22 protein-coding genes are annotated in these 21,522 nt (G+C 34.1%); 11 read left to right on the top strand and 11 right to left on the bottom strand.

Features of this window, described 5'->3' with window-relative positions; translation table 11 throughout:
* Positions 1 to 18: 18 nt before the first annotated feature.
* Positions 19 to 1,410: an exopolysaccharide biosynthesis polyprenyl glycosylphosphotransferase gene (locus AC3ITQ_RS01755; protein ID WP_489236572.1), complete on the top strand. Its 1,392-nt coding sequence runs from the start codon at positions 19 to 21 to the stop codon at positions 1,408 to 1,410.
* A gap of 5 nt (positions 1,411 to 1,415) precedes the next feature.
* Here the strand turns inward: AC3ITQ_RS01755 and AC3ITQ_RS01750 are convergent, their stop codons facing one another.
* A complete protein-coding gene (locus AC3ITQ_RS01750) occupies positions 1,416 to 2,552 on the bottom strand; it encodes a lipoprotein N-acyltransferase Lnb domain-containing protein (RefSeq protein WP_489236571.1) in 1,137 nt (378 codons plus the stop codon).
* Positions 2,553 to 2,589: 37 nt separating this feature from the next.
* Entirely contained in the window at positions 2,590 to 3,657 is a 1,068-nt protein-coding gene (locus tag AC3ITQ_RS01745; RefSeq protein WP_489236570.1) for a putative type IX sorting system protein PorV2, read from the bottom strand.
* A gap of 190 nt (positions 3,658 to 3,847) precedes the next feature.
* On the opposite strand from AC3ITQ_RS01745, the gene AC3ITQ_RS01740 reads away from it, so the two are divergent.
* A complete protein-coding gene (locus AC3ITQ_RS01740) occupies positions 3,848 to 4,558 on the top strand; it encodes a CDP-alcohol phosphatidyltransferase family protein (protein ID WP_489236569.1) in 711 nt (236 codons plus the stop codon).
* A 10-nt stretch (positions 4,559 to 4,568) separates the two neighbouring features.
* Entirely contained in the window at positions 4,569 to 5,426 is an 858-nt protein-coding gene (locus AC3ITQ_RS01735) for a glycoside hydrolase family 25 protein (protein ID WP_489236568.1), read from the top strand.
* A gap of 75 nt (positions 5,427 to 5,501) precedes the next feature.
* Here AC3ITQ_RS01735 and lptB read toward each other — a convergent pair whose 3' ends face one another.
* The 4 genes from lptB to AC3ITQ_RS01715 all read right to left on the bottom strand — a co-directional run bounded on the left by lptB (position 5,502) and on the right by AC3ITQ_RS01715 (position 8,584).
* The gene (gene lptB / locus AC3ITQ_RS01730; protein ID WP_194657188.1) at positions 5,502 to 6,242 is read right to left on the bottom strand and encodes an LPS export ABC transporter ATP-binding protein; all 741 of its coding nucleotides are present in this window, start codon (positions 6,240 to 6,242) and stop codon (positions 5,502 to 5,504) included.
* A gap of 215 nt (positions 6,243 to 6,457) precedes the next feature.
* Entirely contained in the window at positions 6,458 to 6,811 is a 354-nt protein-coding gene (locus tag AC3ITQ_RS01725; protein WP_489236567.1) for a carboxymuconolactone decarboxylase family protein, read from the bottom strand.
* The gene (gene tatC, locus AC3ITQ_RS01720) at positions 6,804 to 7,619 is read right to left on the bottom strand and encodes a twin-arginine translocase subunit TatC (protein WP_375033643.1); all 816 of its coding nucleotides are present in this window, start codon (positions 7,617 to 7,619) and stop codon (positions 6,804 to 6,806) included. Before tatC ends, AC3ITQ_RS01725 begins: the two co-directional genes overlap by 8 nt.
* Positions 7,619 to 8,584, bottom strand: a complete 966-nt coding sequence (locus AC3ITQ_RS01715; RefSeq protein ID WP_489236566.1) for a KpsF/GutQ family sugar-phosphate isomerase — start codon at positions 8,582 to 8,584, stop codon at positions 7,619 to 7,621. The genes tatC and AC3ITQ_RS01715 overlap by 1 nt, the downstream gene beginning before the upstream one ends.
* Before the next feature lie 87 nt (positions 8,585 to 8,671).
* Here AC3ITQ_RS01715 and recQ point away from each other — a divergent pair, with 87 nt between their 5' ends.
* Positions 8,672 to 10,867 (top strand): DNA helicase RecQ, encoded by a 2,196-nt coding sequence (gene recQ, locus AC3ITQ_RS01710; protein ID WP_489236565.1) that lies wholly within the window; start codon positions 8,672 to 8,674, stop codon positions 10,865 to 10,867.
* A 115-nt stretch (positions 10,868 to 10,982) separates the two neighbouring features.
* On the opposite strand, the gene AC3ITQ_RS01705 is transcribed toward recQ, so the two are convergent.
* The gene (locus tag AC3ITQ_RS01705) at positions 10,983 to 11,225 is read right to left on the bottom strand and encodes a hypothetical protein (protein ID WP_489236564.1); all 243 of its coding nucleotides are present in this window, start codon (positions 11,223 to 11,225) and stop codon (positions 10,983 to 10,985) included.
* 301 nt (positions 11,226 to 11,526) lie between these two features.
* Between AC3ITQ_RS01705 and AC3ITQ_RS01700 the strand changes: the two genes are divergently transcribed.
* Positions 11,527 to 13,086: an NAD(P)/FAD-dependent oxidoreductase gene (locus AC3ITQ_RS01700; protein ID WP_489236563.1), complete on the top strand. Its 1,560-nt coding sequence runs from the start codon at positions 11,527 to 11,529 to the stop codon at positions 13,084 to 13,086.
* 6 nt (positions 13,087 to 13,092) lie between these two features.
* On the top strand, positions 13,093 to 14,187 hold the full coding sequence (locus AC3ITQ_RS01695) for a DUF6630 family protein (protein ID WP_489236562.1): 1,095 nt from the start codon (positions 13,093 to 13,095) through the stop codon (positions 14,185 to 14,187).
* 141 nt (positions 14,188 to 14,328) lie between these two features.
* Here AC3ITQ_RS01695 and AC3ITQ_RS01690 read toward each other — a convergent pair whose 3' ends face one another.
* A complete protein-coding gene (locus AC3ITQ_RS01690) occupies positions 14,329 to 15,288 on the bottom strand; it encodes a quinone oxidoreductase family protein (protein WP_489236561.1) in 960 nt (319 codons plus the stop codon).
* Positions 15,289 to 15,419: 131 nt separating this feature from the next.
* Positions 15,420 to 16,829 carry an aminopeptidase P N-terminal domain-containing protein gene (locus AC3ITQ_RS01685; protein ID WP_489236560.1) on the bottom strand — a complete coding sequence of 470 codons (1,410 nt, stop codon included), beginning with the start codon at positions 16,827 to 16,829 and terminating at the stop codon, positions 15,420 to 15,422.
* A 263-nt stretch (positions 16,830 to 17,092) separates the two neighbouring features.
* Between AC3ITQ_RS01685 and AC3ITQ_RS01680 the strand changes: the two genes are divergently transcribed.
* Positions 17,093 to 17,530 carry an META domain-containing protein gene (locus AC3ITQ_RS01680; protein ID WP_489236559.1) on the top strand — a complete coding sequence of 146 codons (438 nt, stop codon included), beginning with the start codon at positions 17,093 to 17,095 and terminating at the stop codon, positions 17,528 to 17,530.
* A gap of 60 nt (positions 17,531 to 17,590) precedes the next feature.
* Here AC3ITQ_RS01680 and msrA read toward each other — a convergent pair whose 3' ends face one another.
* Entirely contained in the window at positions 17,591 to 18,199 is a 609-nt protein-coding gene (gene msrA / locus AC3ITQ_RS01675; RefSeq protein ID WP_489236558.1) for a peptide-methionine (S)-S-oxide reductase MsrA, read from the bottom strand.
* A gap of 7 nt (positions 18,200 to 18,206) precedes the next feature.
* On the bottom strand, positions 18,207 to 18,761 hold the full coding sequence (msrB, locus tag AC3ITQ_RS01670) for a peptide-methionine (R)-S-oxide reductase MsrB (RefSeq protein WP_489236557.1): 555 nt from the start codon (positions 18,759 to 18,761) through the stop codon (positions 18,207 to 18,209).
* 297 nt (positions 18,762 to 19,058) lie between these two features.
* Between msrB and idi the strand changes: the two genes are divergently transcribed.
* The 4 genes from idi to AC3ITQ_RS01650 are packed head-to-tail and all read left to right on the top strand — an operon-like array spanning position 19,059 to position 21,506.
* Positions 19,059 to 19,586 carry an isopentenyl-diphosphate Delta-isomerase gene (gene idi / locus AC3ITQ_RS01665; protein ID WP_489236556.1) on the top strand — a complete coding sequence of 176 codons (528 nt, stop codon included), beginning with the start codon at positions 19,059 to 19,061 and terminating at the stop codon, positions 19,584 to 19,586.
* Between the two features lie 21 nt (positions 19,587 to 19,607).
* On the top strand, positions 19,608 to 20,018 hold the full coding sequence (locus AC3ITQ_RS01660) for a 6-carboxytetrahydropterin synthase (protein ID WP_056195575.1): 411 nt from the start codon (positions 19,608 to 19,610) through the stop codon (positions 20,016 to 20,018).
* 3 nt (positions 20,019 to 20,021) lie between these two features.
* Positions 20,022 to 20,480 carry a peroxiredoxin gene (locus AC3ITQ_RS01655; protein ID WP_375033630.1) on the top strand — a complete coding sequence of 153 codons (459 nt, stop codon included), beginning with the start codon at positions 20,022 to 20,024 and terminating at the stop codon, positions 20,478 to 20,480.
* 57 nt (positions 20,481 to 20,537) lie between these two features.
* Positions 20,538 to 21,506, top strand: a complete 969-nt coding sequence (locus tag AC3ITQ_RS01650) for a type I phosphomannose isomerase catalytic subunit (protein WP_489236555.1) — start codon at positions 20,538 to 20,540, stop codon at positions 21,504 to 21,506.
* Positions 21,507 to 21,522: the final 16 nt, after the last annotated feature.

The following is a 21,522-nucleotide window of genomic DNA, read 5'->3' as shown; positions in this document are numbered from 1 at the left end:
CAAAAGAAAATAGATTACATGAAATCAAATAAAAAAATGCATTTTGAAATTTCAGAAAGGAAGATACTTCTTAGAGTTTTTGATGTTGCTTTTATTTTGTCAGCGCTGTTTTTGCTGAATTTTTTATTTGAGGTCCAGTATTTCAGTTTAAGTAAGACATACTATTTTAGACCAATGATGTTAATTGCATACCTGACTGTTTTCGGATCAATTTTCGAAATGTACAACTTACAGGTTGCCAGTAATCAGTTTCAGGTTCTTCGAAGCGTTATTCTTACCGTTACAACAGCGACTTTAGTTTATTTATTTACACCCATCTTATCACCAGAACTCCCAAAAAAGCGTTTGGTTATTTTGGCTTTTTATTTTACCATCTTGGGTACATTATTAGCCTGGCGATATTTCTATGTATATTTCCTTGCATCACATCGTTTTTCGCAAAATGTAATTTTAATTTGTGATCAGAATCAGGTTGAAGAATTGGTTTTAGGGCTTGAAAGTGTTGATCCTCACTATAAAATTTTAGGATTTGTTAATTCCGATTTAGTTTCACGTGAAGACGCTGATTTTTACTATGTAAAAGAAATTAAAAAAAATGATTTGGAAGTATTTGTCGCCAAAAACAATATTTCTGAAATTGTAATTGCATCACAAAAAACAGATGGTATTACTGCCGATTTGTATCAACAGCTACTTCACTTATTAGAATCCGGAAATATTATTCGTGAGTATACACAAGTATATGAAAGTAAAACACAGCGAATACCGGTACATTATATTGAAAAAGATTTTTATCGTTTTTTTCCTTTTAGCAGAAGTAATAGTAATAAATTGTATTTGTCATTAATTCGTTTACTTGAGTTTTTACTCTCGTTTACGGGCTTAGTAATTTGCATTTTATTTATCCCTTTAATTTTTATTGGAAATCTTGTAGCTAATAGAGGAAGTTTGTTTTACACCCAAGAAAGAGTGGGGAAACACGGAGTTGTTTTTGAAATTTATAAATTCAGAACAATGACGAAAAACACTGATGTAAATGGCGCATTTGCTTCTTCAAATGATAAAAGGATAACTCCTTTCGGTAAATTTATGCGTAAGTCACGAATAGATGAATTACCTCAGTTTTTCAATATTTTAAAAGGAGATATGGCCGTAATAGGACCAAGGCCGGAACGTCCGTACTTTGTGAATGAAATTGCTAAGGTTATGCCTTTTTACGAGACCCGACACGTTATCAAGCCTGGGCTTACGGGTTGGGCACAAGTGAATTATTCTTATGGAGAATCGATCGAGGAAAGTTTAATAAAGTTACAATATGACTTATATTATATTAAACATCGAAGCATTTTCCTCGATTTGAGCATCACTTTTAAAACCATTACTACTGTCTTGTTTTATCGAGGACAGTAAATTATTTAAATAATAATCGGAATGCGTTTTTTGTTTCTGATCACAACTCTTACTAAAACAAAACCACTTGTTAGTATCATTGGTGAAACAATTAATAGGTGTGCTTTGTTGATCATAAATAAGGTGTAAGCGATTAAAAAGAGGATATGTAAAACCGCAAATCGATAGGTCCATCTTTTGTTTTTAAGAATTGATAAAAAGACTAAAATCAACAGAAGAGGACTGAATAAAAGTACATTGTAATTCATCGCCAATTCCTGGTGAAAAGAATAAAATCCCACCACTACAAAGAAGATCCCTATTAAAGATAAAATGAATAGATAGATTTTGTCTACTATTTTGTTATGGGCCAAAACTACAAATGCCAGTATAAAAAGATAAGTATAAACATTATTCCACCATGAAGTTGGAGTTTCTTTTTCAAATAGCAGGAGCGTCTTGCTTTTGCTTACTAAAGGACGGTTTTGAAAAGTTGTTTTGTCTAAACTGTTTTTCAATTCAAAAGGCAGGAATATCTTCGTTCCTAATTGATCTACTTTGGTTCCGAAAATAATACTGGTTCCCAATTGCTCATAAAAATGTCCGTTGAAATAAGGGAATAATATAGAGCGATACGTAATATCTGTTTCTCCTTTTTTTACAATTACATTTTCATTTAAAGTCGAATTGATAACATCGACAACCATTGATGTGCAGTTTTTATCAATAAATTTGTAGGTGTAATAACGGTCGTCAGAAAATATCGTTGCATTTAATTTGTCAAAAAGTTTTTGCTTCAATTCGGGTGCTATAAGTAATTCCTGCTCAAAAACACTTCTTTTTTCATAAGTGTAGTCATTTATAAAATCTCCATAAGAATGGGCAGTCGCAAAATATTGCAAGTCACCTTTGGCAAATTTGGCAACAAAATTCGGTGTTCTAAAATCGAAAGTACCATAGTTGTAAACTACATCAATATTATTGGCTGGATCAGCTATTCTAATGGCTGTATGTCCAAAAAAAGAATAGGATTCATTCCCAAGTCCACAAGTAAGGACGCTTACTTTGGCATCTTTTGATAAAGGTAAATTCTGGCTAAAACCAATAAAACTCAGTAATAATAGTAAACTAAAAAGTGTTTTTTTTAAAATGACATTTTTCATAATTTAAAATTTTAAGAAGTTTGATGGTTTGTAAAAATTATCTAAAGATACCTAAATCTACTTTTAAAGAAAAAATATTCGAATAAAGGGCTGTACTTTGGTTTCCTAAATCAGTTAAAGCATAATCAACCTGAATGCCCTTATATTTAAATCCTAATCCAATATTAGGCTGAAAATTCACTTTTTCAGTATTATCCAATTGCATGACGTTCTGAAAATTTCCAGCTCCGGCTCTTAAGAAAACCAAATCGGTATATCCAAACTCAAAACCAACTGCAGGATCAATACTCACTATTTTTGATGAAATAATATCGTTTGTCTGTTCAAAACGCATATTCAAATTTGTAGCGACCAAAAGACTATAATCATTATGAAAGTCAAAAGTTTTTGAAACTCCTAATTGTGCTTTTGGTAAAGTAATCTCTGTGCTTTCTGGTAATTCGTTATTTTCTCCCGGAATAGCGTTGGCAATTTTTGCGTATTCTTCTTCATCAATATTCCAGACATTATAAGTTGTTGTAATATCACGAAGCATTAATCCGAATTTCCAGTCATTTCGTTCAAACTGTAATCCAAAATCAAAACCAAATCCCCACGAATTAGCAAATTCTCCAATAATTCGACGGATAACTTTTGCATTAATACCGTATTGAAAACCTTCTACAGGCAATTTCCTTGCGTATGAAAAGGTAAAACCATAATCGGCAGTCGAGAACAAACGAATTCGGTTGTAATCAATATTTCCCTGGCTGTCAATTAACTCAGTTGTGTCCATGATATCATCAACTCCGAAACGAATCATCGAGATCCCCCAGGCACTTCTGTCATCAATGGGGCTCGCATATCCTATATAGTCATACTGCGCTATATTGGCAAAATAATTGGCATGCATTAAAGATATCTGATGATCTTCAAGATGTGTAAGACCTGCCGGATTCCAATAAACAGCATTTACGTCATTAGTTGAAGCAACAACAGCACTCGACATTCCTAATGCAGCTGCATCGACACCAATATTCATAAATTCATTCGAATATTTTCGAACGGTTTGTGCATATTGTTGTGTGCAGCTCCAAAATAATAAAAGCAGTAAGGTTTTCTTCAACGTATATTTTTTTGCAGACTGAGGTCTATTTTAATTTTTATCAAAAATATAATATTTTACCCATCTAATTTATTCCTTTTGAGAAATATTGCGAAAGTCAAAATTTCAAATAAAAAACTCTTAAAAAAACGGCTTGTACATGCAGTTATTATACTAAATTTGTTCCTCACCATTATCAAATTTTATAAAGATGAATATTAAAAAACACATTCCTAATTTAATTACATTAATCAATCTTTTCTGCGGTTGCATTGCAGTTGTTTTTATTTCTGAAGCCAATTACGAAATGGCTTTTTATATGGTTTGTTTAGGAATCTTTTTCGATTTTTTTGATGGTTTTTTTGCCCGATTGTTCAAAGTTTCAAGCCCGCTTGGTTTACAATTGGATTCTTTGGCTGATATGGTAACTAGTGGTGTTGCTCCAGGTTATGTAATGTATAGTTTGTTTACAAACAGCGCTCACGAATTGGGAAACAATCCGGCGATTCCGTTTTTAGGATTTATCGTGACTTTAGGTTCTTGTTACCGTTTAGCAAATTTCAATATCGATACTCGTCAAACCGATTCGTTTATTGGCTTACCAACACCGGCAAATGCATTGTTTATTTTGAGTTTGCCTTTAGTTTTGAAATATTCCGATTCATTAATGATGTTAGAAATTCTAACTAATCAATGGGTTTTATTGGTTATTACTTTATGTAGTGCTTATATTTTGAATGCTGAAATTCCGTTATTTTCTTTAAAAATCAAGAAATTTAGCTTTAAGGAAAATGCACTTCAAATAGTGTTTTTGATAGTGTCTGTTTTAATGGTGCTTTTGTTGCATTATATAGCTATTCCGTTAATTATCATTTTTTACGTGTTGTTGTCAGTTGTCAATAATATTTTTTTGAAAAAGTAGTTTTATCCGAATGGCAAGAAAAACGACAAGACGAACTACTTATTCCCGAAAAACGCAACCAACTCGTTCTGCTTTTAGTAGATTGATCCGCTTTATCGCATACTCTTTTTTAGCATTGCTTTTCATTGGAACTGTTTGTCATTATCGTGCCGGATTGGCTTATTACCTCGGATTTAAATCGGATAAAGTTTTAGAAGAAGATGAGGTTGACAAGCATCTTTCTGATGTTCGAAACATTCGGGTTTTGGAGAATCATAAAGGGAAAGTGATTGGTATTGATGTGTCTGAATTTCAGGGAAAGATCGATTGGGAAGAGGTTGAAGTTTTAGAAGAAAAATATCCGGTTCATTTTGTGTTTATTCGCGCTACTGCCGGAAACGATCGGGTAGATGGACAATTTAAAAAGAATTGGGATGGCGCAAAAGAATATAAAATAATGCGTGGCGCGTATCATTATTATCGTCCAAACGAAAATTCTATCGAGCAGGCCAATCTTTTTATTAAAACTGTGAAACTGCAAAAAGGAGATTTGCCTCCTGTTTTAGATATTGAAAAATTGCCAAAAAATCAACCTTTGGATAGTTTGAAAAAAGGCTTGAAAAGATGGCTAACTAAAGTAGAAAAGCATTATCAGGTTCGCCCAATAATTTATACAGGAGAGAGCTATTATGACGATTTCTTAAAAGAGGAATTCAGCGAGTATTTGTTTTGGATTGCCAACTACAATTTTTATAGAGAAAAAATCGAAGACGATTGGCTTTTTTGGCAATTTACAGAGAAAGCTTCTTTGCCGGGAATCAAACACAGAGTAGATGTTAATATCTACAACGGCGATCTGGAACAATTGCAGTTTATAACCGTTGAATAATAATGTTCAGTGTTCAGTTTATTAGTTGCCAGTTTTTCACTGAACACTAAAAGCCTGAACACTGAACACTATTTATTAAAATTCAAGTTTCTTTTTACGTAGTTCGAAGTTTTGCCCAAGATAAACGCGACGAACCATTTCATCTTCAACTAATTCTTCCGGAACTCCCGCTTTCAAAATTCCTCCTTCAAACATTAGATATGTTTTATCTGTGATTGCCAGGGTTTCCTGAACGTTGTGATCGGTAATTAAGATTCCGATGTTTTTATTTTTTAATTGTGCCACAATTCTTTGGATGTCTTCAACCGCAACCGGGTCAACTCCCGCGAAAGGCTCATCCAATAAAATAAATTTAGGATCTGTTGCCAATGCACGTGCGATTTCAGTACGACGACGTTCTCCTCCTGAAAGTAAATCGCCTCGGTTGGTACGAATGTGTTCTAAACTGAATTCTTCAATTAGGCTTTCCATTTTTGCAATTTGCTCTTCTTTTGTCAGTTTAGTCAATTGCAAAACACTTAGAATGTTATCTTCAATGCTTAATTTTCTAAAAACCGAAGCTTCCTGTGCCAAATAACCAATTCCTTGTTGTGCACGTTTGTACATAGGGTAATCGGTAATATTCAAATCATCCAGATAAATGTTTCCCTGATTTGGTTTTACCAATCCCACAATCATATAAAAAGAAGTTGTTTTTCCAGCACCATTCGGACCCAAAAGACCCACGATTTCTCCTTGATTTACTTCAACAGAAATTCCTTTTACAACACTACGTCCTTTATAGGTTTTGATTAAATTATCGGCTCTTAGCTTCATTTTTTCAATTAGATAATTAGATAATTTGAAAATGAGATAATTAAAAAAACTAACTCAAATTCAATTTTAAAATTTATTAGAAGTGACAAATTAAAAGTAAAATAATCAACTAGATAAATGAATTAACAAATTATTGCGTTTTCAGGATTAGCTACAAGACTATTTTGAAGTAAATAATTAGAGCATTTTAAGAAATTATCTAATTAACACATTTTCTAATTTGTAGCTTCCTCTTCCAAAGCTTCCCAGAATTCGTAAGCTCTCCTTAAATGCGGAATTACAATTGTTCCTCCAACCAAAGTTGCGATTCCCATTGCTTCCATCATTTCTTCTTTGGTAACACCTTCTTTATGGCTTGTTTCCAGGTGATATTTTACGCAGTCATCGCAGCGTAAAACGGCTGATGCTACTAATCCTAAAAGTTCTTTTGTTTTTACATCAAGAGCTCCTGGCGCATAAGCGTTGGTGTCAAGGTTGAAAATTCGCTTTACAATTTTGTTATTGTCAGCTAATAATTTTTCGTTCATTTTAGAACGATAGTCGTTAAATTCTTGAATTAATTCAGACATTTTCTTTTAATTTATTTCTATAAACAACTTTTGAAATCAGGATACTCACCTCGTATATAAGCAACATTGGTATTGCTACGATAGTCTGGCTTACTACGTCCGGAGGAGTTACGATTGCGGCAATAATCAAAATGATAATCACGGCATACTTCCAATATTTTCTTAAAAAAGCAGGAGTTACTAATCCTAATTTGGTTAAGAAATAAATAGCGATCGGCAATTCAAAAAAGATTGCACTTCCTAAAATACTTGTTTTTACCATTCCCATATAAGAGTCGATTGTAAACTGATTCTTTACGACATCACTTATAGAGAAAGTCGCAACGAAATTAACTGACATCGGAATAACAACAAAATAGCCAAATAATACCCCTAAAAAGAAAAGTAAAGAAGAAGTGAATATAAATACTCTCGCATTTTTTCTTTCTTTCTCATATAAGGCAGGACTAATGAATTTCCAGATTTCGAATAAAATATAAGGGAAACTTAAAATGAAACCAGCCAAAATACACATCCAGACAAAGATGTTTACCTGACCTTCCATCTCCGTATTCTGAATAATAAAATTCAGTTCGGTGATACAGATGCTGTCGGCAAAACCTAGTTGATGTGATAAATCGCAAAACCAGCGATAGGTAAAAAAAGATGGTTTGGTCGGACCTAAAATAATTTCATCAAATAAATAATCACTAATAAAATAAGTTACAAATGCCATAATCAGTGTTGCAGTTGTACTTCTAACTAATAACCATCTTAGTTCTTCAAGATGGTCTAAAAATGACATCTCGCCAAGGTTCTTTTTTGCCATTATACGATTCCTTCTTTTAAAATGTCATGTAAATGTAATACTCCTTTGTACTCACCATTGTCAGCGACAATTAATTGTGTTATTGAAAAATCTTCCATCATATTCAAAGCGTCTACCGCCATGGTTTCGGAAGAGATTAATTTAGGGTTTTTAGACATAATATCTTTTGCCGTTAAGTCTGCAATAGTATCTACGTCGTTTAGCATTCTTCGGATGTCTCCATCGGTAATAATTCCAATAATTTTGCCCTCTTCGATTACGGCAGTAACGCCTAATCTTTTCTCAGAGATTTCAAAAATAGCTTTTTTGATTGAAGTCTCTGGTGTAACCATTGGTTTTAACGAATGTTCAATCATGTCCTTCACACGAAGTAATAGTTTTTTCCCTAAAGCACCACCTGGGTGATATACGGCAAAATCTTCTGGTTTAAAATCGCGCATTTCCATCAAACAAACGGCTAATGCATCACCTATTACAAGCTGTGCTGTTGTACTGTTTGTTGGGGCAAGGTTTATTGGGCAGGCTTCAATCTCAACTGTAGTGTTCAGGACGTAATCAGAGCCTTTTGCTAAAGATGAAGTTATGTTTCCTGTGATGGCAATTAAAATGTTTCCGAAACGTTTTAATAAAGGAACAAGGACTTTTATTTCAGGACTGTTACCGCTTTTTGAAATGCAAATAATGATGTCTTCTTTTTGAATCATTCCTAAGTCGCCATGAATAGCTTCTGAGGCATGCAGAAACATAGAAGGGGTTCCGGTTGAGTTAAAAGTAGCAACCATTTTTTGGGCAATTATTGCGCTTTTTCCTATTCCGGTAACGATCAATCGGCCTTTGGTTTCGTAAATGCGTTGAACAGCTTCGTAGAAATTTTCGTCAAGAAAATCAATTAACTTTATAATTGCTTCACTTTCAGATAGTATGGTTTTTTTGGCGATCGCCAATATATTTTCTTTTGAAATCAAAACAGAATATTTAAAATTTGTATGTATAAAAGAAAGTTGTATCTTTATGTGTTGCAAATTTATACAAAATATCCATTAATATAAAGAATGAATTCAAACGAAATTGAAATACACAAGGAATTAAAGAAGTATTTCGGCTTTAGCCAATTTAAGGGCTTGCAGGAGCAAGTCATTACGAGTATTTTAGGTAAGAAGAATACTTTTGTAATTATGCCAACTGGCGGTGGAAAGTCTCTTTGTTATCAATTACCCGCTTTAATTCAGGATGGAACAGCGATTGTTGTTTCTCCTTTGATTGCTTTGATGAAAAATCAGGTTGATGCGATTCGAAGCCTTTCTTCAGAAAACGGAATTGCCCATGTGCTAAATTCCTCCCTCACAAAAACAGAGATTGCCCAAGTAAAAAAAGACATCACCTCCGGTTTAACTAAACTTTTGTATGTCGCGCCGGAATCTTTGACTAAAGAAGAATATGTGGCTTTTTTACAGAGTGTGCCCATTTCGTTTGTTGCAATTGATGAAGCGCATTGTATTTCAGAATGGGGGCATGATTTTAGGCCGGAATACCGAAATCTGAAAAATATAATAAAACAATTAGGGCAGGTACCAATTATAGGACTTACCGCAACTGCAACCCCAAAAGTTCAGGAAGATATTCTGAAAAACCTTGATATGTCTGATGCAAATACCTTCAAAGCATCATTCAACAGACCGAACTTGTACTACGAAGTTCGCACAAAAACGAAAAATATTGAATCGGATATCATTCGATTTATCAAACAACATAAAGGCAAATCCGGAATTATTTATTGCTTAAGCCGTAAAAAAGTCGAATCTATTGCCGAAGTTTTACAAGTTAACGGAATCAGTGCTGTTCCATACCATGCAGGTTTGGATGCTAAAACCCGCGCCAAACATCAGGATATGTTTTTGATGGAAGACGTAGATGTGGTTGTAGCAACAATCGCCTTCGGAATGGGAATTGATAAACCAGACGTTCGTTTTGTAATTCATCATGATATTCCAAAATCACTAGAAAGTTATTACCAGGAAACAGGTCGTGCCGGTCGTGATGGAGGAGAAGGGCATTGTTTAGCCTATTACTCTTATAAAGATGTTGAAAAGCTGGAGAAATTTATGTCAGGAAAACCAGTTGCAGAACAAGAAATCGGTTTTGCCCTTTTACAGGAAGTTGTGGCTTACGCCGAAACCTCAATGTCACGAAGAAAGTTCCTATTGCATTATTTTGGTGAAGAGTTTGACAGCGAAACCGGAGAAGGTGCAGATATGGACGACAATGTTCGTAATCCGAAGAATAAAATTGAAGCACAGGATCAGGTCGTTAAATTGTTGGAAATCGTTCGTGATACTAAACACATTTACAAATCAAAAGAAATCGTGTTTACTTTAATAGGACGTATTAACGCAGTGATTAAAGCACACAAAACAGATACACAGTCCTTTTTTGGTTCAGGCTCAGATCATGACGAAAAATATTGGATGGCTTTATTGCGACAAGTATTGGTCGCAGGCTATTTATCAAAAGATATTGAAACTTATGGTGTGGTGAAAATCACTAAAGAAGGTTTGAACTTCATTAAAAAACCGGTTTCCTTTTTGATGTCTGAAGATCATGAATACAATGAATCTGAAGATGAAGCAATCGTAACCGCATCAAAATCATCAGGAACTGCCGATGAAGTTTTAATGGGAATGTTGCGCGAACTGCGTAAAAAAGTGGCTAAAAAACTTGGCGTTCCTCCGTTTGTAGTTTTCCAGGATCCTTCGCTTGAAGATATGGCTCTAAAATATCCAATTACCCTAAATGAATTATTCAATATTCACGGAGTTGGAGAAGGAAAAGCGAAAAAATACGGTGGTGAATTTGTAGCCTTGATTAGTCGTTATGTGGAAGATAATGATATCATTCGCCCAGACGATTTAGTGGTAAAATCTACTGGAGTTAATTCTGCCAATAAACTATATATCATTCAAAATATAGATCGAAAGTTATCTTTAAATGATATCGCTTCTGCGAAAGGTTTAACGATGGACGCCCTGATTAAAGAAATGGAGCAAATCGTTTATTCTGGTACAAAGCTGAATATAAAATATTGGGTTGATGATATGTTGGATGATGATCAGCAGGAAGAAATTCACGATTATTTCATGGAATCAGAATCAGACAAAATCGAAGATGCATTGAAGGAATTCGATGGTGATTATGATATTGATGAATTAAGGCTTATGAGAATTAAGTTTATAAGCGAAGTAGCTAATTAAAGTAATTAGTGATCAGTTTTTTAGTGTTCAGTAAATGCTAAAGTAGATTGTGAAAAAATATAAAGGTATTAAGTAATCAGTTTTTTTAGGACTCTCTGAACACTAAAAAAACTGATTACTGATCACTATAAACTTCCCCACGATGCGGTTTCAAAGCATCTCTTACCGGAATCATATTTTCTTCGTTTACAACCATAAAAGCAGTTGCGTGCATGTCGTTTACGATTTTAAAGCCCGTAATATTTAGCGGAAGTTTTTCTATCGCGATATATTCTTTCAAATGAATTTCGTGATGTTCAGCAGTTTTTGCTGATGCCGGACCACGAAAATCCCAAATCAATTTTATTTTTCTAGACATTGTTTTTAAGGTGCAAAGGTTCAGAGGAACAAAGGTACAAAGTCTATTTTACGAAGAAGAGAAAAGTTGCTATATAATTAACCGCAAAGTGCGCTAAGATTTTTTAAAGATATGGTTTTATAAAAACACAAAGTTCGCAAAGCTTTGTGTTGATCTAGCTTTGCGAACTTTGTGTTTTCTATGCGTAAAGTAAAATTAAATCTTAGCGCACTTTGCGGTTAATTATATAAAGTCAGTTCAAAATGTTATTTTTGCATGTTCTTTTCATAAATAGAAAAGCTAATTGAATAAATAAAACAAAATGCCAAGAGAACTTTTACTTCAGGTAACTCCAGAAATAGCTGCAAACGAATTGTTGCTAAAAGACTATTTGTCTAAACAAATAAAGGTTTCTCCTAAGGAAATTCAACACGTTTCTATTTTAAAACGATCAATTGATGCGCGTCAAAAAGCGATAAAAATCAATTTGAAAGTGATTATCTATTTGCAAGGAGAACCCTTTCAGGAAACAAAAATAGAGCTACCTATATATAAGGATGTATCATCCGCACAAGAAGTAATTGTTGTTGGAGCTGGTCCGGCGGGACTTTTTGCAGCTTTGCAATTAATTGAATTAGGCTTAAAGCCAATTGTAATTGAACGCGGAAAAGACGTGCGTGGTCGTCGACGCGATTTAAAAGCAATTAATGTAGATCATTTGGTGAACGAAGATTCTAATTACTGTTTTGGAGAAGGAGGAGCAGGAACGTATTCTGACGGAAAATTATATACACGTTCTAAAAAACGTGGCGATGTTACTAGAATTTTAGAACTTTTAGTAGCGTTTGGAGCTTCTGAAGATATTTTGGTAGAAGCGCACCCGCATATCGGAACCAATAAATTACCTAAGATCATTGAGGATATACGAAATAAAATCATCGAGTTTGGTGGTCAGGTTTTGTTTGATACGAGAGTGACCGATATTTTAGTAAAAAATAATGAAGTTGAAGGGATCGTAACGCAAACGGGAGACAAAATTCTGGCGAATAAATTAATCTTGGCAACAGGACACTCGGCTCGCGATATTTTTGAATTATTAGATAAAAAGAAAATTTTTATAGAAGCAAAACCTTTTGCTTTGGGTGTTCGTGCAGAACATTCGCAACAATTAATTGACAGTATACAGTACAGTTGTGATTATCGTGGTGAGCATTTGCCTCCAGCACCATATTCGATCGTAAAACAAGTAAACGGTCGCGGGATGTATTCGTTTTGTATGTGCCCGGGTGGTGTAATTGCACCTTGCGCAACGAGTCCGGGTGAAGTGGTAACCAATGGATGGTCGCCATCGAAACGGGATCAGGTTACGGCAAATTCCGGAATTGTGATCGAATTGAAATTGGAAGATTTTAAGCCTTTTGCAAAATTTGGCGCTTTGGCCGGAATGGAATTCCAAAAAAGTATTGAACAAAAAGCATGGCATTTGGCAGGAGAGACTCAAAAAGTTCCGGCACAAAGAATGATCGATTTCACCCAAAATAAAGTTTCGGCAGATATTCCGAAAACGTCTTATGTTCCGGGAACAACTTCCGTTGAAATGGGGCAGGTTTTTCCGGGATTTTTATCACAGATTTTGCGCGAAGGTTTCAAGGAATTCGGAAAATCAATGCGTGGTTATTTGACTAACGAAGCTATTTTACATGCTCCGGAAAGCAGAACGTCATCTCCCGTTAGAATTCCGAGAGACCCTATTACATACGAGCATTTACAAATAAAAGGTTTGTATCCTTGCGGAGAAGGAGCAGGATATGCGGGCGGAATTATTTCTGCAGCAATTGATGGTGAAAAATGTGCTTTAATGATTGCTGAAACTTTAAAATAATATATTTTGATAAAAGATTTCTTTTCTAATTTATTTGGCAGAAATAATGATCCAAAATCGATTGTTTCTTTTGATGTTGTTGATTCAATTTATTCTTATTTATATGATGAAGAGAATAGATTAGAGATTAAACTAAAAGGGATTTATGATACTGTTTCGGTAAATTTATATTCGTTTCCAAATTCATTTAATAATGAAGAAGCGCAAAACGGAATTAAGAAAGCGGGATTAAAAAATGCGTATGAAGTTTTAAATGAATTGTATAAAAAACTTAATATTGGAGCTGTTTCAGAAGAGGATATTCAGGCAGAATTAGAATACGATTATATTCATATTCAGTTTTACACACAGCCAACTCCTGAAATGAAAAAACATTTAAAACATGTTTTGCATAATTTCGTCATTTTCTTTTGTTGCACCAATAGTTTAGAAACCAATGATTTTAGAATTTTGTACAATAACAGTTATTTTCTGGATTATGTTGGAGGAATACTTGATACGGAATATATTGATATCAAGGATCCGAAAAATGATGTTCAGAAACTAGGTTTTAAAGAATTTGAAAGAGTTCTCCAAGGCATTTGTCAGTATATGCAAATCGAATTACCCGAAGGTATCGAGCTTCCATCACAAGAGAGTTTATTACCAGAAGAAGTTGAGATAGACCAGGAAACTTTTGAAGAATTTATCAAGCTGGTTTCAAGAGGAAATGTTGAAGAAAAATCACTTCAGAAACAAGCTAAAAAGCTTTTGAAGAATTTTAAAAAAGAAGCAAAAGAATATCATAAGATTGTTGAAGATCATTGGAGTTTTTTTGAAAGCATAGACTGCTGGAACAGCGATTGGAAATTTGATCCTGAAGATGCGGAATATTTTATCTCAGAAATGATTGGCGAAGATCTGAATTTCGAATATCCGGAAGAAACGTATAGTCATGATTTGTTTCCTTATATTCAATCGGCTTTGGGGAAACGCAATCTTGAATTAATGACGTATGACACACAGGGAGATAATTATTTGTTTTTTGTGGCGAATAAAAATGAGGTTGACAGAATCTTAGAATTGTCTGAATTGACGAAGATTGAGATTAATCAGTTGTAAATTGAAAACGATATTTCTCGCGTGAGGGATAGAGCTAAGCTACCGCAGTAGCAGCGAAAGCCCGACACCAATAAAAAAGGGGCGACTAAGCGGTGCTATAGTCAGCCCCTTTTTATATTGGTGGCACGCCCAGGTTATTATTTACGGAATTAAAATTATTTTCCCTGTACTTTTTCTGCTTTCCAAATAATCATGAGCCAATTTTCCTTCTGATAGTTTGAAAGAAGTTGGAGTTGAAAGTGTAATTTTTCCTTCGGTAATCCAATTGAATAATTGATTGGCTCTTTTGATTCGCTCTTCCTTGGAGTTTAAATAACTCCACAAATCGCCACCAGTTAAAGTTTTAGAACCATCCATCAACATTCTTGGATCTACAGGTGCCGGATCGCCACCTGCCATTCCGAAGAAAACGACCTGTCCACACTCTTTTGTGACTTCAAAACTTTCCATCAATGTGCTGCCTATGCTGTCGTAAGCAACGTCAACGCCTTTTGGAACTATTTTGAAAACTTGCGATTTCCAATCGTCATTATAAAGAAAAACATGATCAGCACCTTGCTCAATCGCAATTTTTGCCTTGTCTTCAGATGAGGTTAAACCGATAACATTTGCACCCAACAATTTGCTGATTTGTGTTAGTGTCTGACCAACGCCACCAGCAACGGCATGAATTAAAACCGTTTCGCCTTTTTGAGTTTTATGACTGTCTGTTGCTAAATAATGGGCGGTTAAACCTTGTAGTAAAATAGCGGCTGCAGTTTCAAAAGAAATAGCTTCGGGTAACGGTAAAACGTGATTTATATTTACGGCAACCAACTCTGCATTGGCGAAAGGAACATCGGCGAAAGCCACACGATCACCAACTTTGTATTCAGGATGATTGTTTGCATGAGCTACTATTCCTGCACCTTCATAACCGGCAATAAAAGGCGGATTTCCTTTTAAGTGATAATTTCCCTTTCGTCTGTAAACATCGGCAAAATTTAATCCGATGGCTTTCATTTCGACTAGAATTTCATCGTTCTTCAATTCCGGTTTCGGGATTTCTATATATTCTAAAACATTTGAATCTCCAAAAGTAGAGAAGGTAAGTGCTTTCATTTTTTATACATTTTTAGGAATACAAAAGTACGCTAAAATCTATTTTAAGTTAGAAAAGCTTTTCTTAAAACTGTATAAAAAAACCTCACTTGAATTTCAAGCAAGGTTTTGAATTTTATTGTTTTTCGAAATTAAATTTTAGGAAATTTCATTTCATTGAAAGTACTTTTTTGAGCTGCCATTTTTTCAACATCCTCCCATTTTCTTGGAGATTCAGCAGACAAATTTTCATACGAATCTTTTTTGATTGCAATGTCATCTTCGATTCGAACGCCGATATTCCACCACTTTTTATCACATTTACTGTTTGCTGGTATATAGATTCCCGGTTCAACAGTAAGTACCATATTTTCTTTTAAGTTTCCACCATAATTTCCTTTGTCATGAACATCTAAACCAAGAAAATGGGAGCAGCCATGCGGATAATAAAGTCTGACATCTTTAGGATCTGTGATGATTCCTAATTTAATTAATCCGGCAGCAATTACTTCTTTTGATTTTTTATTTAAATCCTGAAAAGGAGTTCCTTCTTTACAGATTTTAAAAACTTCTTCCTGAGCATCATAAACCAATTGATAAATGGCTTTTTGTTCTTCAGAAAACTTGCCATTTGCAGGAACTGTTCTCGTTACGTCTGCAGAATAACCGTGGTATTCAGAACCAACATCCATTAATAATAATTGATTGTCCATTTTTGTACTGTTGTTTTCGCCATAATGCAAAATACAGCCGTTTGCGCCAACACCTACGATTGGTGGATAACCTTCGCCCTCGGCACCATATTTTTTGTGAATATAAGCGTGAATTCCGTCAGCTTCGTTTTCGCTCATATCCGGGCCAACAGCTTTCATAACTTCGTTGTGGGCAACACAGGAAAGTTTAACGGTTTTGCGCATTAATTCCATTTCTTCGGGAGTTTTGATTTCTCGAAGGGAGTTGGTAATTTTGGTGAAAGTTTTTGCTGACGCTTTATCTTCACTTACAATACTGGCTTTTGTTTTGAAAATCTGAATTAGATTAAATAAATCTGCAGGATCGTAGGTGTTATCTTGAATTCCAGGTGATGCTTCGTCAAAAATAATCTCATCAAATTTTTTGAAGTCAATAGCAAAGGCATTAAAATCGGAACCATTATAAGCTTTTGAAAATCCTAATTTAGATTTGGCTCCTTCAACGCCTAAACGTCTTCCGGTCCACATTTCTCTTCCAGCATTTCTTTCTCTGACAAAAAGTACTTCGTTGTAAGTTTCACCTGTTCCCTGATTTTCTTTAAAGATTAGTAATATACCGTCTGGTTCTTTGTACCCTGTTAAATAATACATGTCAGGATTTTGATGGTAATTGTAGTTAACATCTTTAGAGAAAACTCTTTCCGGATAAGAAAAAACAACAGCAACTGAATTGGCTGGCATCATATTTCTGAAAGCTTCGCGTCGGCCTTTGTGAAATTCTTTTGAAAGATAATCTGCTGGAAGGTTTTCTTGTGCCTGAATATGGACGGCACTAATTAATAAGGTAAACAATAAAAGAAATTGCTTCATTTTTTTTGGTTTTTTATTGATGATTTTAGTTTTTTGATCACCGCAAATTACAAAAAAAATATAATTGTATGTTTTAATTTAAGTGTTTGATCTATAGTTTTTTAATTAAAATAAAGTAACTTAGTTATGAGAAATTGCAATTTCATAATCAAATCTGAGGTCTTTTTATGAAATATTAAATTTTTGTAAAACTTGCAGTCGGGCACGAATATTGAGAAGTACCATTCTATAAAAACAATTTTAATCTTTTAAAAACAACATTTATGAAAAAATATACTATTGCAGTCGTTTCAGTTTTAACTTTATTACTTACTTCATGTATGGCGTCAAAAGAAGTCAAAAACACAGCTAATATTTATGATACAACCTGGGAATTAGAATACATTTCCGGACCAAGAATTGCTTTTGAGGGATTATATCCAAATAAAAAACCACAAATTACTTTTGACCAGAAAGAAACAAAAGTTTATGGTAATAATGGTTGTAATGGATACAGCGCACCTTATACCCTAAATGGAAAATCTTTGACTTTTGGCGAGCCTGGACCAGCAACAATGATGTTTTGCGAAGGTGGCGGAGAGCAGCAGTTTTTACAGCAAATGAAAAAAATAACAAGTTATGCTATTGATAAAGATGGAAAACTAAATTTAATCGAGGGCGATGTGCCGATGATGCGATTTAAAAAAGTGGCTAAACAATAGTTTTAAAATCAATATAAAAGAAAAGGGAAATGAGTTACTTCATTTCCCTTTTTTTATGGTTTATTTCTTTTTGAGTTTGTCTTTAAAGACTTTTTCAAATTTCTCTATTTTCGGCTGAATCACCATTTTGCAATAGGGCTGACTTTTATTGTTTGCATAATAATTCTGATGATAATCTTCAGCTTTATAAAACTTTTTAAAAGGTTCTACTTTTGTCACAATCGGGCTGCTGTAAACTTTAGCTTTATTAAGTTCTGAAATAATACTTTGCGCTGCTTTTCTTTGTTCGTCGTTTTTATAAAAAATAACAGAACGATATTGTGTTCCAACATCGGCGCCCTGTCTGTTTAAAGTTGTTGGGTCATGAACTGTAAAGAAAACCTTGAAAATTTCATTAATATCTGTTACAGTTTTGTCATACGTAATCTGAACAACTTCGGCGTGACCTGTTTTTCCAGTGCAAACTTCTTCGTAAGTAGGATTGGCAACAGTTCCTCCGGAGAAACCGGAGACAACAGATTTTACTCCGTTTAAATCTTCATAAACCGCTTCAACGCACCAGTAACATCCGCCGCCAAGTGTGATTGTTTCAAGATTTGAAGCTTTTTTAGTTTGTGCAAATCCGTTTAAGGATAAAGCAAAAAGGCAAATTAGAATCGTATTTTTCATTTTTTTATTATTTGTTATCAGGAATAAAATCAAGGGCAATTGAGTTCATGCAATAGCGTTTTCCGGTTGGTTCGGGGCCATCATCAAATAAATGGCCTAAATGCCCGCCACAACGTCCGCATAAAGCTTCAATTCTTTCCATTCCAAGCGAATTATCTTCTTTGTAAACCACACTCTTTTTATTGTCTTGTTCAAAAAAGCTTGGCCATCCGCAGCTACTGGAAAATTTAGCTCCGGATCTAAAAAGCTTATTTCCACATGATGCACAATAGTAAGTTCCTTTTTCATCGGTATTCCAATATTTTCCTGTAAAAGGCCTTTCAGTATCGGCCTCACGCATTACTGCGTAAACATCTTCGGGAAGTACTTTTTTCCATTCTGCATTACTTACGTGCAATACGGTTGTGTCAGTATTTGAATAATAAGGATTTCCGGACTTATTGATTTTGTTTTCCATAACAATAGTTTTTGTGTTTTGCTTTTTTGTTGATTGGCCGCATGCCTGCAAAATGAAAAGCGGAATTAAAAAGCAAAGGCTGAAAAATTGAGTTCTTGTTTTCATAATTTTTGAGAGGCTGTAATTTTGTAAACCAAAGGTACGACGAGAGTTAGTTTCGAAATGTCGTCTAATTTACAATTGAGATTTTTTTAAGTATGTTTTAACTTTTTTTTATTTACGTAAAAGCAATGCATATAGTTTTTTAAGCTTATTTTTAAACGTTTTTAAATAAGTAGGTGTTTTTAAAGTCTTGAATTGTAAAGACTTGTGAAAATGTAGGCTCGTTAAACTTTTCACAATCTTTTTCAGAATTTTCAAGCCATTTCTTTTTTCGTATTTTTGTTTTGTACAAAACGCCATATGATAGAAGAAAACGTAATATTAGTTAATCAAAATGATGAGCAAATTGGCTTAATGCCAAAATTAGAAGCGCATGAAAAAGCACTTTTGCACCGCGCATTTTCTGTTTTTATCTTAAACAGTAAAAACGAGGTAATGTTACAACAGCGTGCTCATCAAAAATACCATTCTCCTTTACTCTGGACAAACACCTGTTGCAGTCATCAGCGTGAAGGTGAAAGTAACATTGAAGCCGGAAGCCGAAGATTATTTGAAGAAATGGGTTTTAAAGCGGAACTGAAAGAACTTTTTCATTTTATATATAAAGCTCCTTTTGATAACGGATTAACAGAGCATGAGCTCGATCATGTTATGATTGGGTATTTTAATGAAAGCCCTGAGATTAATCATGATGAGGTAGAGGACTGGAAATGGATGAAGATTGAAGATATAAAAGAAGATATTGAAAGACAGCCCGAAATTTACACTGTTTGGTTCAAGATAATATTTGATGAATTTTATCATTATTTAGAAGACCATAAAATTTAACCAAGACAACCAAAAACCCAAATGAAAGTAACCATATCAAGAAAAGCACATTTTAATGCTGCACATCGATTGCACAGGAAAGATTGGACGTTTGAGAAAAACAATGCTGTTTTTGGAAAATGTAATAATCCCAATTTTCATGGTCATAATTATGGTTTAACAGTGAGTGTTACAGGAAAAATTGACCCAGAAACTGGTTTTGTTTTAGATGTGAAAGTATTAGCGGATATTATACATGAAGAAGTAGAAATACCGTTTGATCACAAAAATCTGAATCTGGATGTTCCGGAATTTCAGGATTTGAACCCAACTGCTGAGAATATTGCGGTTGTGATATGGAATAAAATTAGAAAAAAAATTCATGCCGACTTTGATTTAGAAGTTGTTTTGAATGAAACGGACCGCAATTTTGTAACTTATAAAGGAGAATAATAAATGTCATTAAAAATAGGAGATATCGTTCCGAATTTTACTGCTAAAGATAGTCATGGAGAAGTTTTTGAAAGCCAAAGTTTTTTGGGTCGAAAGCCACTCGTGATCTATTTTTATCCAAAAGATAATACTCCAGGTTGTACTACTGAAGCATGCAGTTTTCGGGATCAGTATGAAGATTTCAAGGATTTGGGTGCTGAGGTAATTGGGATTAGTAGTGATAGTGTAAAATCGCATCATAAATTTGCCAAGAAACATGAATTGCCTTTTATATTGTTATCAGATCCTGATAAAAGACTGAGACAAGTTTTTGGAGTTCGAAATAATTTATTTGGTCTTTTGCCAGGAAGAGTAACTTATATTATAGACAGAAATGGCGTTGTAATTTATATTTTTGATAGTATGAATGCAGCCAAACATATTGAGAAAGCCTTAGAAACAATTAGAGAATTAGTATTATAAACTAAAGAATTAGTATTAGTTCAAAAACTATTTAATAAAGATATTAGCCGAAAAAAAATGAAACCAAACTTATACCCTTTACAATTCGAGCCCATTTTAAAAGACAGAATCTGGGGCGGAGAAAAATTAAAAACCATTCTGAATAAACCAATAGTTTCTAAAATTACCGGTGAAAGCTGGGAATTATCAACTGTTGAAGGCGATGTAAGTGTTGTTGCAAATGGAGTTTTAAAAGGAAAATCATTAATGAATCTTATTGATGAAATGCCAAATGAAATTTTAGGAACAGCAGTTTACAAACGTTTCGGAAAACAATTTCCATTACTTTTTAAATATTTAGATGCTCGTGAAGATCTTTCTATTCAGGTTCATCCAAATGATAAATTGGCAAAAGAGCGTCATAATTCTTTTGGTAAAACGGAGATGTGGTTTGTAACTCAGGCTGATGCCGATGCAAGAATTATTGTTGGTTTTAAAGAAGATTCGAGTAAAGAAGAATATTTAAAGCACCTGAGCGACAATACTCTAGTTTCTATTTTAGATGATGTTAAGGCAAAGGTTGGAGATGTTTTCTTTTTAGAAACGGGAACCGTGCATGCAATTGGTGCCGGATTAGTTGTGGCTGAGATTCAGCAAACTTCTGATATTACCTATCGCTTATATGATTTTGATCGTGTAGATGCTCAGGGGAATAAAAGAGAATTGCATGTAGATTTAGCTCTTGATGCTATCAATTATAATAAAGTAGATACGCAGAAGAAATACGACACAAAAGCCAATACTTCAAATACTGTTGTAGATTGTCCTTATTTTACCACCAATTTTATTCCGTTAGAAGGCAAATTGGAAGTTTCTAAATCAGGAGAAACATTTACCGTTTATATGTGTATTGAAGGAAGCTTCGAAATTGAATTTGATGGTTTTAGACAAACCTATATAAAAGGAGATACAGTTTTGGTTCCAGCTGAGATAAATGCATTTATTTTGAACGGAAAAGCTTCTATTTTAGAAATTTACATTTCATAGGGCTAAATATAAAGAT

The sequence above is a fragment of the Flavobacterium sp. KH_001 genome (genome assembly GCF_057840745.1).
Note: the sequence above shows the minus strand (reverse complement) of the source record. Positions and strands in the feature narration are given on the sequence as shown.